Origin of the sequence: Parasphingorhabdus sp. (assembly GCF_965233695.1) — a bacterium.
GTDB lineage: Bacteria > Pseudomonadota > Alphaproteobacteria > Sphingomonadales > Sphingomonadaceae > Parasphingorhabdus.
The window spans coordinates 2,380,669-2,397,430 of record NZ_OZ247497.1 but is presented as its reverse complement, the minus strand read 5'-3'; the positions used below and the strand labels follow the sequence as shown (position 1 = coordinate 2,397,430).

Genomic DNA, 16,762 nt, shown 5'->3' with positions numbered 1-16,762 from the left:
GCGGGTTGATTGTCTGCGATAGGGATACTCCGCCACCCCAAAAGCCGGTGATGGCCTGTGTCTGCCACCCAAAACGACCCATCGGATATTATGCAAGCACCTCTGGGGCCAAACAAGACGCTGGGTGATGGTGCATTTGAAACGGCAAATGACGTTTCATCCCAGCCTAAAATGACGATAGGTCCTTCACGTGAGAGTAAATCTGCGCCCAGCGTTTCAGAGCCGGGCGCCTTTACCGATGGCGAAAGGGATACTTTTACCGCATTCATGTCGTCAACCGCACTTCAATGATATTCTTTGTAACCCGCACACCATGTGGCTGCAGTTGAACTTCCGGCGCCGTCAGACATTCTCCGCTTTCTAGCGAATATCTAAACCCGTGGAACGGGCAAGTAATAAGCCCCTCTTCGATAACACCATCATCCAGCCGCATGCCCATATGGGCGCAGCTGTTGCTAAAACATGTGACCTTATCACCAAACCTTGAAAGCAGAACCGATTCCTGGTTGATGTCCAGCACTTGCGTGGTGCCATCAGGTAGTTCTTTCAACTCAAGGGTCTCTGTCCAACCATCCTTTTGGAAAGAAGCAAATGGAGACACAAATTGAACTCCGTCACCGCCGCCCAGACCTTTAGCTTGTTTGATTTCCGTGGCCTCGGGGACGAAATTTTGGATCGCAGCCTTTACACCGGAATAGAAGGTTAGAGCAGAAGCCGGACATCCATCACAAGCTCCCAAAAATCTGACCGTCACTCTCGGTAACTCAACCGAAACAAGTTCTACATCCCCTCCGTGACTGGCAAGCATCGGGCGAATAGATTCCAGGGCCTCTTCTACGCGCTCGAATAAAGTTGCCTTTAAAATTCCATGACGTCGCAAGACCGTATACACGATTTCATCTGCGGCAGCCGTCTTCAAGGCAGGGCCAAATTCGGGAACTTCTTTCAGAGACTTTATGAGCCGCTTAAACGCGGCTGCGTTTAACGCGTCAATGGCCTCCCCCCACGCATGTGCAGCATTGCGCTGTGCTTCAGGCCATTCACTCGCAAGCTGTTCGAGTGCGGATATGTCGCTAAGCAGCGATGGCAGATCTCGATCGTCTGAATGGGAGGGGGAATTGCTCACTTGAGCTATCTGTATTTCAGATTTTTGTACAGGATTGGTAGCATAAATCCGCCAACAGCTCCTCCCGCTATCGCCGCGAGTAATGTCGACGTAACAATGCCCACGCCAACGGTTACAGCCGCTCCGACAACGGTAGCGAGAATAGCGCGGGTAAACACTTCACCGTAGTTTGCAAATAATCGGCCAGCAAAAAAGAGCTTCATTGAATCCACAATCGTTGAAAACATGTTACGCTCCTTGAATGACAGTTAATACAAGCAAACCGACAAGCGAAGCCGCCGTGCCGCCGAGCACGCCATAGAGTCCGCCCATGCTAGAAGCCATTTCAAGGCCGAGTGCTTCCTTACCGATAATTATGCCAGATATCATTCCAGCAACCAATGCTGTGAAAATGCCTGCAAGCAGGGCCATTAGAAATATTGAAGCCATAAATTCCTCTTCATTTTGATTGATATTAGTTTAGCGTATTTACATCTCGAAGGGGCTGTGCACTTCCAAACGCTTCTGTTTCTAATTCGGTCAAAGCGCCGCTCACGGCCTCCACTTTTTGAATGTCACCAATTTTGCTAAAAATAGAACGCGCTTCGCGATAAAGGCGGATTGCCTGCTGTAGATTTTCCGGATTCCCGCCATCAGGGTCCGCCGGATCATCGGGTAAATTGGAATGACAATTTGCCTTGTTTGATATCGTGTTGGCATATTCCGCTGGTGTATCGGTAGAAGTTCTCACTCTCAGCGCTTCTTCATAAGCCTCTAATGCGCGAAAACCGTTCTCGACCCGATGACTCGATGACGCATATTGCAGGGCGTTTCCCAAATTATTTTGCAACATCGCATATTCGCTCGGGTTATCGACAATATTAACTACTTTCAGGCCTTCTTCAAAAGCCTGAACCGCCAGAGCTTCCCTCATCTTGGAACGTTCATCGGTAAACGGAATGGACATAAAGGCTGTCGCAAGATTATTCTGTAGAATGGCGAATTCAGCGGGATGTTTTGCAGCATTAAATGTGCGAAGCGACCGTTGATATGCAGATATGGAGTCTGTAATTGGCGCACGGTTGTAAGCCGCCAAGTTTTGCAGAATTAGCCCCAAATTCATTTCAGCTTCCGCAATTTCTTCAGGTTTACCTTCCAGGCGCAATACCTCCAATGCAGCATGCATTGAATTACGCGCTGCATCGAGATGCTCTGGAGTGTCGGCAGGTACTGACATTTGGGCGGTCGCCATTCTTGCCATTATACGGGCGGAAAGAAGCGAATCAGTTGATGGGCAAAGTTCGACGGCGTCTTGGTAAAGCGTAATCGCCTCCATTAAGTCATCGAGTGATTTTGGCTTTTGCTGCATACCCATGGCAATTTCCATGAGCATTTCAGCCTTTTCCGCTTCGCTCGCGGTCGCCGTCAGCACCGCTTCGCGGGCTGCAGTGGCCTCTTCCTGCGAACGATCCGCCATTCTTTGCTATCCCTCTCGGTAAGGCCGTTATACTCGGCCTCTTGTCATTGTTTAGGGACAGATCATAAACACCGTAAAAGCGATTCGTCTACATAATAATCATTATGTAAAGAAAGTTTGCACTTATGTGCTTGGAATAGCACAAACGAGAGCGGCTTGGGATTGGTCCCATTCGACCTTGAGATTATCGCATGACCATTCTCCAAGGTCATTGGCAACAAAGACATCCTGCGCCGCGGCAACCCGGTCCCCGTGAGCATTCCTAATTTTCAAAAGGCATCCGCCAGCACTGACATGTTGAACAGGCATGATTTGTAGTACACCATCACGAATGATCGCAATAATGGCTTCAATCTCCGGGAAATATAGCTCGTAAACATCAGCAGGTACATAAATTGACCCCCGCCTAATCGAGATTTCTGCGCTCATCAGATTATTCCTTCAAAATGGAGTTTTCCATTGCTATTTTCGGAATGTGGCGTCGGGCTCGGCGTGTAAAAATAACGGAAATCAAAATGACGACCGGCACAGCAAGTGCAACAATCGAGGTGTCTTCCACTCCAAAATCCGGTAGACCTTTTAGGACATAGCTAACCAGACCTATTCCATAGTATGAGATTGCAGCTACAGATAATCCCTCTACAGCTTGGGCCAAGTGTATCTGTTGGCGTGCACGACGTTCCATTGAGGTCAATAGCCTTTGATTTTGGGCTTGTAATATTTGCTCAAGTTGGGTCCGCGCCAGTTCCATCGCCGATCTGACTGTACCGGAAATTTGTTCTGTGCGGCGATCAAAGGCCTGTATTGTTGCGATGGCCGGAGCAAGTCGATGCTCAATAAAGCCGCGCAAAGTTTGCCGCTGTCCCAATGGGACCTCCTTCAGACTATCAAGTCTGGCATTCACAATATCGTAATAGGCATTAGAGGCGGCAATTCGATACCGTGTCCGTGATTGAATAGCGCCCACATCGGCAAGAATCCCCGCTAAGCTTTCTATCGAATTTCCCAGGGCAATGCGATCAGCGACGGACAAACCCAGTATCGCTTTCTCAGCTCGACGTTCAAGCTCCTGCAGAGACTTGGACGCATTCCGCACAAGAGGCAATGTGAGTAGGGAAATTATACGATATATCTCTAGGTCAATAAGGCGTTTGACAAGGCGGCCGCGTCCAAATCCGTCGTCAAATTCTCCGGTAACAAAATAAGGGACCAGACCATCATCGTCGGTACGGAAAGAGGTCGTGACAACAACGCCATCAAAAAAAATATTTCCACCAAATAGGCGTTGCTCTCCAAAAATATGCGTCACATCCGACTTTGGTTTACTCGACAATATAATCTTAATGCCCGATAGCTGCCGGGCGGGACAGGAGCCGATAACATCAAGAATTCGTGAAGACGGAACGGATTTTCCAACATAGGTTATGGAAACAAATTCAGTATGCCTTTCAAATCTCAGAATACCATCATCCAGTTTGATGATCTGATGACGTTTTGAGGGATCAAATATATCTGGCCAAACATTCGGTTTTTCATCCCTTTCTTGTAGCGACCAACACCAGACCTGGGCGTTGGATAAATCTATATCCAAGGGCGGACGTGAATGAGACTCCGCTTCGATGGCGGCCCAGTCGCTATGCTGTTCTATGATTGGGGAATTCACTTATGGAGCTTCCCAGTGCAAATTATAGCTGACCGCTTCATTCGGATGACCAATCAAGATTAGGAGAACAGGCGAGGCTATGCACCTGCTGTATAACCTCCGTTGCCGCGTGTGCTACTTTTTCGGTCAGACCGATATTCAATTCTAGTGCTTGAGCTTCAATCAGAAACACCTTCACAAACTCGGGAAATTCGTCTCCGTAAATTTTTCGACCAGCATATAGAGCATGGTCCCAGCGAAAATCGTGAAGGTTCATGCTCTGCTCTTTTGGAGCTGCCAATATTTCTCCAGGAACCTCATAAATAGCGCCAGGCTTACCTTCAGGCGCACGGGCGTCGATAACGATCAAATGCGAAGAACCTTTCGCGGCATACATGACACCCATGCCATCTGTACCTGCATCATAAAGTGTCACATAATCCGGCAAATCCGTTTGCCGAAGCACATTTATGACTGTAGCTCCAACGCCATCATCACTGCGATTAGGGTTTCCGCAGCCAATAATCGCAAGTTTCAAATCCGCCATAGGCGGCATGACCACTCTGGTTCAACGGGCAACATTAACTCAGGCAATTCACAGAATTTCCTATGCGCCAGATAATACATACATGTCTCACACGGTTGCTCAATTTCGTCTGCCTCAACGGGGTAATTGGTAAATCCAGAGATTATGAGTTTTTTATCGATATCCTCGTCTGCCTCTTGTTGAAGGCGTGTAACAAACTCGTTGACCATCTCCGATGTTTCCGCACGCGGAAAGACTTCCGTTTTTAAGCCCCCAGTCAATTTTTCAGAGATCTCTTTTCTGATTTTGGTCTCGGCAACAATATCGATTCCTTCCATCACAAACCCGCCTATATTCGCCAAAGGCGGCACCACCATTCCGGTTCCGCAGGCAAGTTAAGTTCTGGTAAGTCGCACCAGCGGCGATGGACTAGATAATACATACATTCTTGGCATCGCATGTCATCCTCACCATGCGGCGCTAGCTTCCACCCACTAATGCCCAGTTTAGCCCGCAACTGATCGGCATCTAGCCCGCGCAATTCGTCTAGAATAGCCGAAAACTCACGATCAGTTTCGGGAAATGGCTCCAACTGCGTCTCAAGTCCTTCCTTGAAACAATCTTCAATCATTTTGATCAAAGTTTCATGGTCAGCGTCGGCGGGCGTTACGCCGTATTTCTTTTTATACGTCTCCGAGCTTTCTTGCATTGTCACGTCGCTTTCTCCAGCTCGCCTCCATATACTCAACAAGTCCGGCACGCATGGAATTGAATATCATCGCCACACCAATGTTCGGCCTATTTTAGGCCGTTCTAAACCTTGCCAATTCTTCACCCGTCGTGGCATCATGAGCATGCACTGTACATACCAAGCAACTGTCGTAGGAGCGGCAGACATGCCCCACTTCGACCGGATCTGTCGGGTCCGCAATTGGCGTGCCAATCAATGCTTCCTCAATCGGTCCGCGCTCTCCGGTGTTCGAGCGTGGTCCCACATTCCACGTTGTGGGTGCAATGATTTGGTAGTTTTTAATCTTACCGCCTTCAACGTCAATCCAATGGCAAAGCGCACCTCGAATAGCTTCCGTCGCGCCCCAACCCCGTCCATCTTTCTCAGTTGGCTTGATATACCACTCGTCATCAAGGCGAAGCTCTCTCAAGTTGCGTTCGGCTTCACGATATAATTTGCACAATTCGTGCATACGGGCAAAGTGGCGCAGAAGTACCGATGGTCCGTCCATTTTCCGATACATATCTAGAATGAGCGGATCAGTATGCTGCCAGTCTTCACCATGGCTGCCTCCTGCAACAAGTTGGCGGGCAAGAGGTCCAGCTTCCAATCGACCATTTTCTGAATGGCTAACCGCTGTTCCCCATGAATATTTACCTTCAGTATCCACCTCATTATTTTTCGTTGGATTGGTGGTACGGTCAAAAGGATGTACCATCTCGCTTCCCTCATCATACCAAGCATGAAGCGTGTCTTCGCGAGCAAAATCTTGCTCCATCAGGCTGTGGGTATCAGTCGCTCCATCATAAACACCGGATTTCATGATCACCGCGGCATTACGACCCTCAATAGTCGGATTTTGATATTTGTCTTCGTGAGGAAGATATCCCCACGTCACAAATTTATTATGACCCCGGCCATAGTTCTGCAGACCGATGTCCATTCCCATGCGCCAGTACAAGCCAAGGTCAGAATTCGCATGCTCGGGTTTTTCATCCAACCACTCAATGAAATCATCGTATGATTTAATCTGCTCGTAGCGCTCCATGGAACAACCGAACCACAATGTTTCGATCCAATTTTTGCGGAAATGCTCCAGAATAGCGATTGAACGCGTGACATCTGTCAGCGTTGGTGCACACATGACACCGCCCGGAACCATGAACGATGAATGGGGCCATTGACCGCCTAGTAGCGCATAAATCTCAACCGGCCGCCCTGAGATCGTAACACCGGCTTCATATGATGTGCCGGTAAAAGGGGAATATCGCTTAACGGCTTCTTCAAAATATTGGCTTTCGGAGTAATTCTTATTCGTGAAGTCGATCATGAAAAGACCATAGTGATGCCGGGGCAACGATTGGAGCGACTCCACCAGCTGCCCCAGATTTCGCGCCAAAATCGCATTGCGAGGAACTGTCGTACCCCAGGCCGTATCAAGTGCCCACGCCGCACATGTCAGATGTGAGGCCCCGCAAATACCGCAAGCCCGCGGTGTAACAACTAGGCCTGCCTGCGGATCTTTGTCTTTCAGGATGACCTCGAAACCGCGGAACAGTTCGGCATGTGTCCAGGCATTGGTAACAACACCGTCTGTTATATCAACGCGGACATCTAGATCGCCTTCAACGCGGCCGACTGGTGAAATATCAAGTGTTTGTACTTGTGACATAATTTTAACTCCTGGTTGCCGATCAAACGACGAAAATATCTTCTTCTGCCCAAGCTGGGGAGGCCCCTTTTGCAGCGGCGGTCAATTTCATATAACCCTTCTTGTCCACGCCGGTCGGCATGTCCTTGGGCACGCCCATAACAGTCTGAGTTTTGAATACCGTTCCAGGGGCCAAGTCAAAGAATGGGAACTCAGGTTCGGTACACCCAAGACACGGCATGCCGGCGCGCGTTTTAGACGACTGACGATTCCATAGAATACGATTGCAAGGACTATGTGTCATGGGGCCTCGGCATCCAAGGTCGTAGAATAAGCAGCCCTTGCGCTGACCAAATGCTGTTGTCGAAACTTTGTATGCGAAGTGCATGTTTCTCGTACAGCCCGTCTGTGTAAAACTGGAGAAAAAGGTTTTTGGACGTTGAAACTCGTCGAGCGTTAGGTCGCCAGCCCGGCCAGATGCTACAGCAACAAGAATTTGGGTAACCCAATCGGGATGGGCGGGACATCCAGGAATATTAATCACCGGCAATCCGGCTTTCGATCGATATTCTTTGCCGAGCAAACCGCCATCATGGTCGCGCTTTAAGAACTGCAGGCCGGTGCTTTCGCTTGGATTGGGAGCCATTGCAGGAATGCCGCCATAGGTTGCACAGTCACCAATAGCGACAACGAACTGAGCGACATCACTCAATTCTTTCACCCATTCTTTCATTGGCCGACCGCCGAAACGGTTCCAATTTCCCGTTCCGTCCGGTGCGTTGACGATTGATCCTTCAAATACAAATATGTCGAGTTCAATCTCTCCGGAGACGCATTTTTTTAGAATCTCTTGGACTTGATCACCCAACTCCAATCCTAAGGAAGGTTGCCAAAGAATATTGATACCAAAGTCAGTAACCAAGTCACAAGCACTCGGTTCTTCAGCGTTAAGAAATGACATCGTATTGCCTGAGCAAGCTCCGCCTTGCAACCAGAGAAGATTAGCCATGCTGTCCCCCATTTTAGAGTTAAGTCCAATAGCAACTCACATTTAGCCGGGCACAAAACTTAAGCCGAAACGCATATCCATGAGTCCTATACTAGAATATGCAGCTTTTCATATTCCTTGTAAAGTACTATGTTCAAAGGCTTTTTTTGGGATTGCAGCAAAGAAACTTACTTATCTTAGGTGAAAAGAAAGTTTACAATTCCATACCAAAAATGCTCCTGCCTGAGGTTTTTCAACCTTGACGGTTTGCGCATATTGGGCATTCTACTTCCGTTTTGAGGCCATACCAAATGCCTTCGCAAGGGGTACACCAGTGACCTGTTGCAAGACCGGGCTTAGCACCCAGCACATTAAGAAGTTTCGTATTGCCAAGCTCTTTTATGGGACGGTGCTTGTTTCGCCCCGAGACTTTTGAAAAGGGAAAGGACAAAATGTCCTTATCTTTATTCATGGCCTTTGGCCTGCTTTGTACATTTTTATATCTCTTTTAGCTTGTAACGCTTAATCTTATTCGCAATCCCAACGCGAGATAGCCCAAGCTGATCAGCCGCGCGCTTCTGGTTCCAGCGATGCCTTTCCAGCGCTTTCGAAACCAGATGCATTTCCAAGCTTTCCACCATTTCTTTGAGCGTTGCACCGTCAACATCAAAATCTGCAGGTGCTTCCTCATCCAAATCAATGTTAGCAATGCTCTCCGAAAGATGTCGGGTCAGAATGTAACTGTCATCGCCCGCCACCGCAACGCACCGGTTAATCTCCATTTGTAACTCACGCACATTGCCAGGGTAGTTATGGCGGCTGAGGCGTTTCAAAGCGTCCATGGCAATGCCTAGTATGTGCCGCCCTGAAACCTCCGACGCCCGCTCCAAAAAATGCGTGGCGAGGGCTGGGACATCTTCCAGCCTTTGTCTAAGCGGCGGAATATTCAGTTGAAACCCTTTAAGTCTATAATAAAGATCTTGCCTAAACTTTCCTTGTTTCACGAGATTCTCCAACGGGCGATTACTAGCGGCAATCACCCGAACATCCGAAAAAAGCGTTTCATCAGAACCCAATGGCTTCACTTCACCTTCTTGCAAAAACCGCAATAGGCTAACCTGAAAGGCTGGCGATACCTCAGAAATCTCGTCCAAGAATATCGTTCCGCCATCGGACGCACGAAAAAGACCAAGGCGCGACGACAACGCCCCTGGAAATGCGCCTTCGACATGCCCAAAAAGTTCCGAATGCAGCACGTCATCAGGAAATCCTCCGCAGTTTTGGACATGCAAAGGTGAGTTTTTGCGAGACGAATTATAGTGCACCGCTCGCGCCATTAGCTCTTTGCCAGTTCCTGTTTCGCCCTGAATCAATATAGGTATTTCGGTCGCTGCAGCCTGCCGGGCAAGCGCGCAAAGCTCATCCATTTTTGGGCTGACATAGATTAGTTTTTCAAACCTAGACCAAGGACTCTTGATGTTTTCTGATTTTGTCGTCTGAAAAATATTGTCATCAATTGAGAGCTTAAGTTCCCTGGACAAAAGACGGTGACGTTTTGACAGCTCACTAATTTCAAGTGCACGCTTAACGACGATTTCCAGTTGCGCAGCTTGGATAGGCTTGATCAAATACACGAATGCCGCAGCACGCGAGGTGATCTCAAGTGATGCATCCGATGATGCTTCACCTGTTATCAAAATACGGGGCATTGACGGGTACTTAATTCGTGCATTTAGCAGTATGTTGTCAGACTTACCTTTAAGCCTGTCGTCGCTACATATAAGAAGGTCGCAATCAACATCTGCTAAAACCCCAAAAGTTTCACGCTCGCTCTCACATGTGATGAGGCGACAATCGTTCTCCGCAACCAAAACCTCGTGTGCAGCTTGAATTATTTGCTTATCGGCGGTCAATAGGATGATCGTGCTATAGCGCAAAGCCAAACTACCTTTTCAATATGTAAACTAAGTTTAATATTGTGGATTTCTCGTTCTGCGTCAACAGTTCTTAGTAGCTCATCGATTCTGCTACGTCATCTCGGAAAAAATCCAAACCAAAGTCTAACAGCCGCTTAGTGCGCGCATAAAGAACATTGAATCCGCCATTCCGGTAACGACCGCAAATGGGGCCTCAGCGGAATGGCAGTTTTCGATAGCAGCAATCTGGAAGCAGACAGTCTGCAACCGGCCCATTTGAAGACGGCCTCAATTGTCTTTAACCGGCCTGTAAGGAGTCAATTGAACCCGTTTTGGTTAGTTTGCTGTACAGCCGGTAGAGGATTTAGTCTTTGGGAAAGTACCTAGCGGACCACGTCGATCAACGACCGTGATCCGGCGTGTCTTGGCTTCAATCACGAGCCGCTCCAGCACGCCGTTTCCGGGAAATGCAATGACGTAGCGGGGCCCTAGATTCAGCATCTGCTCATTGCGTTTGAAGCCCGCTCGCGCGCCAAGTTTGCGATTGAGTGAAAATGTAAGCTGCGCAACACTGCGACGTTCGGCCCAGGATGCCGCCAGACCGTCTGCGCCTTTGCCATCGCCTCCGTGGACAAGCACCATATCAGGAACAGCATCAAAGACCTTGTCGAGCGTGGCCCAGACATTGTTAGCTAAGATCTTGGCATCTTCGGTATCAGCGTGCTTGGTGCGACCACCGGCAAAGACGATGGGCGTGCCTTCGGGCATTAACGCCTTGCGCTTGTTTTCGGAGCGCGCACGCAGGAAATCGCGTCCATGGATCACTGCAGATGTGAGCATCGCACCGTGATTGACCCGGGAACTCGACACAGGCTTCCATGAAGAACTGGTTTCCTGCAGGTAGAGCGCTGCAGCGACTTCGCGCATTTCTTCAAAGGCAATCATCGAGGCTTCTGCAGCCTGCGCGCGTTCAATCTGCTCTTCTAGATTGGAAGTATGCACTTCCGAGCCATCGGCAGATGCAACCAGCGCGCGTACTTGATCTGATGCACGGTCAAGCTGTTTTGCTTTTTGGCAAGCAGACCTGTGAAAGAGATTAACAAAGCCCCAGGCGAGGCTCTCCGCATCGGCTTCAAGGGCAGTATCGGTGAAAAGCGCAAAGAGGTCTGACCAGATCGCTGCAATAGTCTGCGAGATTGCTTCGTGTTTTGGGAAGTCTGATGGTTCAAAGGGCGATTGTTTTATCGTCAATCCGGAAAGATCGAGCCCGGAAAGGGATTGCTTGAATATGTTATCCATGATTTTTCTCCTGATAAGCGGCATCTAAGCGACGATCCGCTTTCCGCGAGGAGTCTGACAGGACCGGTAGGACGCCAAGCGCACCGCCGCAAGGCGGGAAACCTGCAGGGCAAGGCTGGCGCGGGCCACACGGGCCGCAGCCCCGCAGGTTGCGCTTGTCGGACCTGCTGGTCCAAGGCACCTCCGAACAAAAAGAAAGCGGAAGTTGCGGCGACTATTCAGGAGATGTTGTGGAATTACGCCCCGACAGCTGCCCGCTAGCTAAGCGGCTTCTGCGAGGGATTCATCGGCCTTATCGGCCAATGCGGTCTTATGATCGCCCAGTTCAAGAAGCAGACTGGCCGCTTCCTCGGCACGCGCCGCAGCAGTCAATATCGCGCGATCATCATTTTTGAGCAATTTCAGCCAGCTGGCGATATAACTGGCATGATTGTCGAGATGACTGACTGGCAGGCCAAGCTCCGCGCCCAAAATAGCACTTGATAGCTCTGCAACCAGTTCTTCGGCTGCATATGCTGCACTTCTGAAACGCCTTTTGAGATTGCGATCCAATCGCGATTCATGGCCAGTCCAGTGCGAGCATTCATGTGCGAGCGTCGAGTAATAATGATCATAGCTCTCAAACAGATGCACCGGCGGCATGGTGATCCGGTCGCACGCCGGTTCATAGTAGGCCGCACTTCCGTACTCTCGGATTTTGGCGCCAACCGTCTCAAAAAACCTATCAAACGCCTCCTCCCTGCCCTCCGGCTCATTTTCTTGCGCTTCAGCTTTGGGGTAATAGCGTTGGGGCAGATTGTCGCATTGATCAGCGTTGAAAACGGCATAGGATTTGAGGACGCGGCGTGTTTCCGATTCCGGATCATTGCCAGCATTGGTTTGGATCTCTTTGGAATAAGTTTTGTAAAAGATCGCAATGGTCGATTTTTCCCCTTTGCGCACCTGGCCGCCCAAAGCGGCACATTGCCGGTAGGTCATCCAGTAAGGCGACTGAAAGCCGCCTGCCTCGGCGACCATCCAGAGCCAGAACGTATTGATGCCACGGTAGGGGGTTCCACAGTGCCTCAGTGGCCGCGAAAAGGGGGAAGACCTCGCCATGGTTGCACCCAGGGTTTCGTTCCGGCTTCCAGTTTTTCGATAATGGCTGCGGTGATGCGCGCTGCGGGTGATGTCTTTTGTGAACGGCTTGATTTGCGGGACATTTGTTTTCTCCTGATTGCCATCAGCTCAAGTGCTGGATCAATCAGCAAAACCGCCCTCTCCTCTCTCAAATTGGCTGGATTGAAAGAAAAATTGAAAAGAGCGGCCTGCCCATGGGGCAAGCCGCTCTAGCCAGCAGACTACCTGTCAGGAGGATGGTCAGGCGGCCTGATCGGCTATTTCTTCGCTTTCCTGAACTGGCTCTTCCTGTGTGTCGCTTTCTACGGTTTGCGCAAATTGCATTGCCTCGGGCGTCCATTGAGCAGCGCGCGCCTTGACCTCTGCTTCGGCAATGAAGTTACCGGAAAAGACGCGCTCTGCTGTCGCCGCCAAGTCCGCCTTCTTCGAAGCCGCATACCGATTGGATAGCTCCTGGCCGCCGACAGTTTCAAAGTTGGATAGAATTTTCGGTTTCGTTACCCGGTCAAAATAATTGACCGCAGTGGGACGCCACCAGGCTGCCATATCAATATCCAGTTTGTTTCCAAGATGATCATGAAGCGGAACTCTGCGCTCACCTTCAATGTTAAGACTGGCTACCAAGGTTCGAGCAATGACATGGCCAAGCCAGGCGCTGCGCGCTTCATCATCAAGAGCGCGGAATAGTTCGAAACGTTCAACCTGACATTCTGCCGCCTTCCAACTTTCATCAAGCGATGATCTGAGCTCGGCCAGGGCAGCTGTTGCAGGTGCATCGGCGGCTTCAAAATCCGAAGCTGGACCGTGGGCAACTGGTCCCCTGAGCGTAGTGGCTTCCTTAGCGTTCCAGTCATGACCGTCTGCATCAGCGAGCGTGAAGATGGCAAAATCAAGTGCGAGTGTTGGATCGCTTGCAACATGAAGCGCCAAAATATCCCGGCGCTGCATTGCCAGTTCATCGACTAGTCGTTTTGACAAGGCTGCGCGCCTGCGCGGCACTTTCTTGCCATCATCGACCAGCTCAATACCTTCATCGTCAGCGCCTGCAGCCGATTTTTCTGAATAATATTGCGGCACAAGTGTTGGAACACCCTCACGGCTCAATATCAGAAATGCTCCTGCTTCGGCGCGAAGGTCGTCTGCAAGAACTGGTTGGCGTTCATTAAGCTCGCGCATTTCCTTCTCTATTCCCACCAGACGGTTTTCAGCTGCGATGGTATCTTCTTCGCTGGTTTCTTCGTTTTCCAATATTGCTGCTTGAGCATCATACTGGATTTCCAGTTCGGATAGCCGGGCCACAGCTTCATCGCTGAGCGATTCAAATTCTACCGGGAGCTTACTCAATCCCTCAACAAGTTCATGGGAGACATAGCAGTCAAGTGTCGGTCGCACCCAGGCAAGGCCCTGCTCGTCTTTCATTTCATCGGCCCGCCATTCCATTTTTTCCGTGGCAAGGCGCTCAAGAAGCGCAACATTGACCCAGCTTTCGCTTTCATCATCATCGAACAGTTCGCGTTCAATTGCGCCGCCTGCTTCAATATAAGCATCGTGCCCGACCAAAACCGCTCTCGGATCCTTTGCGGTTACACTAGCTTCCAGCATCATTCGCCGGATGCTGTCTGGCGTGACCTGATAGTAGGCCCCAGACACTTCTTCGAAAACCTGCGTCTGTCGCTCGACATTCGCTGTTGCGCCGTAGGCTTTGGCAAGATCAAGCGTGATTTCGCTGCTGGCAAGCGCTCCGAACACGGCCGGAGCAAGCCCTGCAAGCCGCAGCCGGCCTTCTACAAAGCGAACGGTTTTACCGTAACGTTTGGCAACGCCCTCGACATCAGAGCCTGCATCGATAATCGACTGAAAGGCCTCGGCTTCGTCAGCTGGATTAAGCGGTGCGCGCTGAAAGTTTTCAGAAAGACTGATTTCGAGAATCTCATTGTTTTCACCGTTCTTGACCAAACAGATAACGGGTTCGGTCTTCTTAATCGCCTTTTCCTTGGCAAGCGCCTTCAAGGCTTTGAGGCGCCTGCCACCTGCATCAACCTCGAACTTGCCGCTCGCAATACTGCGAACGACGAGATTTTGTAGAAGTCCGCGTGCTTTAATGTCAGCTTTGAGTTCAGCATCCGCAGCCGGATCACTATGCTTGCGAACATTCTTTTTGCTGTAGACAAGTTTGTTGAGTGGAATGGATTTGAACATGAATTTAACTCCTGATTGTTCGAACCATCAATTGCAGCGACCATCGCGGCAATCAGGCTCAACAAGGTCCAGACCCCCTCCACTCTCCATTCGCGCCAATGGGGTTTAAATATTCAGGAAAGATTGAGTTTTAAAGACCGAGCAAACAGCGACTTGCAGCAGCGGCAAGTTCATCAAGCGGCAAACCTCGCGGCCAGTTCATCATTCCAGTCGTCGCCCGGGTTGGGCGGACTTAACCGATATATGCTGCGGCCCGGCATCGCAAAATGAGCGCGCGCCTTCGCCTCGGCAAGATCGCCACCTGCATCATTATCGACAAACAGATACAATTCTCTGACGCTCTCCGGGATGGTCACAATCCCGAAGCGTTCATTGCCAAGCGTCGCCCAGCAGGGGATATCTTTGAGGATGGTGGCTGACAATGCGCTTTCCGATCCTTCGGCCAGTCCCAATATGCCATTTCTTGGAAGAAAGAGCCGAACAGTTCCAATTCCGGGAGTACCCAGTGCGCGTTTTGGATTTTTGAAGTTCGCCTGCGTTGCAGTGCGCGGATCAAGAAATGTGCGCTGGATTGCGATAATGCCCATATCGGTTCGTACAGCGGCAAGTATGGCAGGTAGGAACCGCACATGGCTCTTGGGACCAAACGGCGTGCGCGCCAGATAGCGTAGTTCGGACGATGCAATATCAATATGGCGACCTTTAAGGTACCGCTCGGCTAGACTGCCCGAGACTCTCAAAGCCATCTTCCAGAGCCGCAACGCGTTGGCACTGGGCTTGTCGATGGTTGGTGATTTTGGCGGGATAGGCTGAGAGCTTCCGTTAAACAGTGCAGCCGGTGGAATACCCTGCCGCGCGAGGGCTTCGAGAACCTCGACCTGCGAGCAACCTGCAAAGCAATGAAAAAGAATCGCGCGGGTGCCGATTGAAACGCCAAGCGAAGGCGTGTTGTCATCGTGAGAGGGACAACAGCACATGCCTTTGGTATTTCTCCACGACCCCGAAAACCGCTCGCAAATCTGGCGTGCGGTTGCCTCTAGAGATGATGCGGGATTTGGCGAGATATTGAGGGACACTGAAAATTTCCTTGGCAACTGACCGGCTCCCTGGGTCCGGCATTCCTCTCCTCTTTTGTCTGCGAAAAAACACTTTCCTACAGATATATGTTCATCTTATGTTCTCATCTGATTCGATGCAAGTTGGAGATCTGACGTGATGCTAAGAACACTAATTATTGCTACTTTTCTCGCACTTCCGGGATCTGTAGCAGCACAAGATTCTGCTACCGAAAGGCTGGACGACCCTGAATCGCAGGATTTGGAGATTACGGACCAATCGGCCGAAACAGGCGGCTTCAAATTGTTTCAGCACGGCATTTGGCCCCATGCGGAAGCTTCGGGCAATATCTCATTGCAACCTTTGGCCACGGCAATTCCAAAACCAGTGTCCAAACAACGCAAACCAAAACCTGTCAGCCTTAAGACGGCGGTTCGGCGTAGGACATATCTACCATCCATCCGTGCAGCTGAACGGCGTCACCGTCTACCTTATGGTCTTTTGGATGCGTTAATCTGGGCAGAATCGCGTTATAACCCGGTGGCGCTCAGCCATGCCGGAGCAGCCGGTCTCACACAGCTGATGCCTGGGACGGCCGCTGATCTTGGCGTCAGCAATCGGTATGATCCGGCCGCCAATATAGACGGCGGTGCGCGCTATTTGAGGCAGATGCTGGATAAGTTTGGCAGCGTCCACTTGGCGCTAGCGGCATATAATGCCGGGCCGAATGCCGTGCACAAAGCCAAAGGCATTCCGAGATACCGGGAAACACAGAATTATGTGAAATCTGTTCTGGCACGCTGGACAGAATCAGAGCTGTAAGACAGAGGACGCTCAATTATGAACCGTTCAAATTCAAACAGGCTTCGGCTCACTGGAAAACTCATTAAAGGTGATCGACGCTACGTCCTTCAATGCGATGATCAAAGCGTGTGGAAATTGGATTTTCTGGATATTGAAGTTCCAGAAGATAATGACATTGTATTGGTTGAGGGAGTACAAACCGGAATTGACTCCATAACAGTTGATTGGATTGGAGAATTCCAATGACTTT

17 protein-coding genes and 2 pseudogenes are annotated in these 16,762 nt (G+C 50.2%); 2 read left to right on the top strand and 17 right to left on the bottom strand.

Going from position 1 to position 16,762, the window contains the following annotated elements:
• Positions 1-44: 44 nt before the first annotated feature.
• From ACO6S1_RS11425 to ACO6S1_RS11345, 17 genes and pseudogenes are all read right to left on the bottom strand, one after another.
• Positions 45-269 (bottom strand): annotated as a pseudogene (locus ACO6S1_RS11425) (hypothetical protein); the annotation flags it as partial.
• Entirely contained in the window at positions 266-1,126 is an 861-nt protein-coding gene (locus ACO6S1_RS11420) for a NifU family protein (protein WP_422342826.1), read from the bottom strand. The pseudogene ACO6S1_RS11425 and the gene ACO6S1_RS11420, both read right to left, overlap by 4 nt.
• 5 nt (positions 1,127-1,131) lie before the next feature.
• A complete protein-coding gene (locus ACO6S1_RS11415; RefSeq protein WP_422342825.1) occupies positions 1,132-1,353 on the bottom strand; it encodes a hypothetical protein in 222 nt (73 codons plus the stop codon).
• Between the two features lies 1 nt (position 1,354).
• Positions 1,355-1,555, bottom strand: a complete 201-nt coding sequence (locus tag ACO6S1_RS11410; RefSeq protein WP_422342824.1) for a hypothetical protein — start codon at positions 1,553-1,555, stop codon at positions 1,355-1,357.
• 25 nt (positions 1,556-1,580) lie between these two features.
• A complete protein-coding gene (locus ACO6S1_RS11405; RefSeq protein WP_422342823.1) occupies positions 1,581-2,582 on the bottom strand; it encodes a hypothetical protein in 1,002 nt (333 codons plus the stop codon).
• Between the two features lie 123 nt (positions 2,583-2,705).
• Positions 2,706-3,011, bottom strand: a complete 306-nt coding sequence (locus ACO6S1_RS11400; RefSeq protein ID WP_422342822.1) for a hypothetical protein — start codon at positions 3,009-3,011, stop codon at positions 2,706-2,708.
• 4 nt (positions 3,012-3,015) lie between these two features.
• Positions 3,016-4,245: a DUF3422 family protein gene (locus ACO6S1_RS11395; protein ID WP_422342821.1), complete on the bottom strand. Its 1,230-nt coding sequence runs from the start codon at positions 4,243-4,245 to the stop codon at positions 3,016-3,018.
• A gap of 37 nt (positions 4,246-4,282) precedes the next feature.
• Positions 4,283-4,771, bottom strand: coding sequence for a hydrogenase maturation protease (locus ACO6S1_RS11390; protein ID WP_422342820.1), 489 nt, complete (start codon positions 4,769-4,771; stop codon positions 4,283-4,285).
• Positions 4,759-5,127, bottom strand: coding sequence for a hypothetical protein (locus ACO6S1_RS11385; protein WP_422342819.1), 369 nt, complete (start codon positions 5,125-5,127; stop codon positions 4,759-4,761). The genes ACO6S1_RS11390 and ACO6S1_RS11385 overlap by 13 nt, the downstream gene beginning before the upstream one ends.
• Positions 5,100-5,459, bottom strand: a complete 360-nt coding sequence (locus ACO6S1_RS11380; protein WP_422346179.1) for a hypothetical protein — start codon at positions 5,457-5,459, stop codon at positions 5,100-5,102. Before ACO6S1_RS11380 ends, ACO6S1_RS11385 begins: the two co-directional genes overlap by 28 nt.
• A gap of 94 nt (positions 5,460-5,553) precedes the next feature.
• Positions 5,554-7,152: a nickel-dependent hydrogenase large subunit gene (locus tag ACO6S1_RS11375; protein WP_422342818.1), complete on the bottom strand. Its 1,599-nt coding sequence runs from the start codon at positions 7,150-7,152 to the stop codon at positions 5,554-5,556.
• A gap of 22 nt (positions 7,153-7,174) precedes the next feature.
• Positions 7,175-8,140, bottom strand: coding sequence for a hydrogenase (locus ACO6S1_RS11370; protein WP_422342817.1), 966 nt, complete (start codon positions 8,138-8,140; stop codon positions 7,175-7,177).
• Between the two features lie 476 nt (positions 8,141-8,616).
• Positions 8,617-10,032, bottom strand: a complete 1,416-nt coding sequence (locus ACO6S1_RS11365; protein ID WP_422342816.1) for a sigma 54-interacting transcriptional regulator — start codon at positions 10,030-10,032, stop codon at positions 8,617-8,619.
• 339 nt (positions 10,033-10,371) lie between these two features.
• Positions 10,372-11,334 (bottom strand): DUF2493 domain-containing protein, encoded by a 963-nt coding sequence (locus tag ACO6S1_RS11360; RefSeq protein WP_422342815.1) that lies wholly within the window; start codon positions 11,332-11,334, stop codon positions 10,372-10,374.
• Positions 11,335-11,595: 261 nt separating this feature from the next.
• Positions 11,596-12,536: pseudogene (locus ACO6S1_RS11355) on the bottom strand (ArdC family protein).
• A 157-nt stretch (positions 12,537-12,693) separates the two neighbouring features.
• On the bottom strand, positions 12,694-14,652 hold the full coding sequence (locus tag ACO6S1_RS11350) for a ParB/RepB/Spo0J family partition protein (RefSeq protein WP_422342814.1): 1,959 nt from the start codon (positions 14,650-14,652) through the stop codon (positions 12,694-12,696).
• A gap of 173 nt (positions 14,653-14,825) precedes the next feature.
• Complete coding sequence (locus ACO6S1_RS11345) at positions 14,826-15,728, bottom strand: DUF7146 domain-containing protein (RefSeq protein ID WP_422342813.1); 903 nt, start codon at positions 15,726-15,728, stop codon at positions 14,826-14,828.
• Positions 15,729-15,864: 136 nt separating this feature from the next.
• On the opposite strand from ACO6S1_RS11345, the gene ACO6S1_RS11340 reads away from it, so the two are divergent.
• Together ACO6S1_RS11340 and ACO6S1_RS11335 are read left to right on the top strand one after the other, a co-directional pair.
• Complete coding sequence (locus ACO6S1_RS11340) at positions 15,865-16,530, top strand: lytic transglycosylase domain-containing protein (RefSeq protein WP_422342812.1); 666 nt, start codon at positions 15,865-15,867, stop codon at positions 16,528-16,530.
• 18 nt (positions 16,531-16,548) lie between these two features.
• Positions 16,549-16,758 carry a DUF5818 domain-containing protein gene (locus ACO6S1_RS11335; RefSeq protein ID WP_422342811.1) on the top strand — a complete coding sequence of 70 codons (210 nt, stop codon included), beginning with the start codon at positions 16,549-16,551 and terminating at the stop codon, positions 16,756-16,758.
• Positions 16,759-16,762: the final 4 nt, after the last annotated feature.

Coding starts and splice junctions, on each gene's coding strand:
- ACO6S1_RS11415 (WP_422342825.1), bottom strand. CDS start 1,353: ATGTTTTCAACGATTGTGGATTCAATGAAGCTCTTTTTTGCTGGCCGA.
- ACO6S1_RS11410 (WP_422342824.1), bottom strand. CDS start 1,555: ATGGCTTCAATATTTCTAATGGCCCTGCTTGCAGGCATTTTCACAGCA.
- ACO6S1_RS11405 (WP_422342823.1), bottom strand. CDS start 2,582: ATGGCGGATCGTTCGCAGGAAGAGGCCACTGCAGCCCGCGAAGCGGTG.
- ACO6S1_RS11400 (WP_422342822.1), bottom strand. CDS start 3,011: ATGAGCGCAGAAATCTCGATTAGGCGGGGGTCAATTTATGTACCTGCT.
- ACO6S1_RS11390 (WP_422342820.1), bottom strand. CDS start 4,771: ATGGCGGATTTGAAACTTGCGATTATTGGCTGCGGAAACCCTAATCGC.
- ACO6S1_RS11385 (WP_422342819.1), bottom strand. CDS start 5,127: ATGGTGGTGCCGCCTTTGGCGAATATAGGCGGGTTTGTGATGGAAGGA.
- ACO6S1_RS11380 (WP_422346179.1), bottom strand. CDS start 5,459: ATGCAAGAAAGCTCGGAGACGTATAAAAAGAAATACGGCGTAACGCCC.
- ACO6S1_RS11375 (WP_422342818.1), bottom strand. CDS start 7,152: ATGTCACAAGTACAAACACTTGATATTTCACCAGTCGGCCGCGTTGAA.
- ACO6S1_RS11370 (WP_422342817.1), bottom strand. CDS start 8,140: ATGGCTAATCTTCTCTGGTTGCAAGGCGGAGCTTGCTCAGGCAATACG.
- ACO6S1_RS11360 (WP_422342815.1), bottom strand. CDS start 11,334: ATGGATAACATATTCAAGCAATCCCTTTCCGGGCTCGATCTTTCCGGA.
- ACO6S1_RS11350 (WP_422342814.1), bottom strand. CDS start 14,652: ATGTTCAAATCCATTCCACTCAACAAACTTGTCTACAGCAAAAAGAAT.
- ACO6S1_RS11335 (WP_422342811.1), top strand. CDS start 16,549: ATGAACCGTTCAAATTCAAACAGGCTTCGGCTCACTGGAAAACTCATT.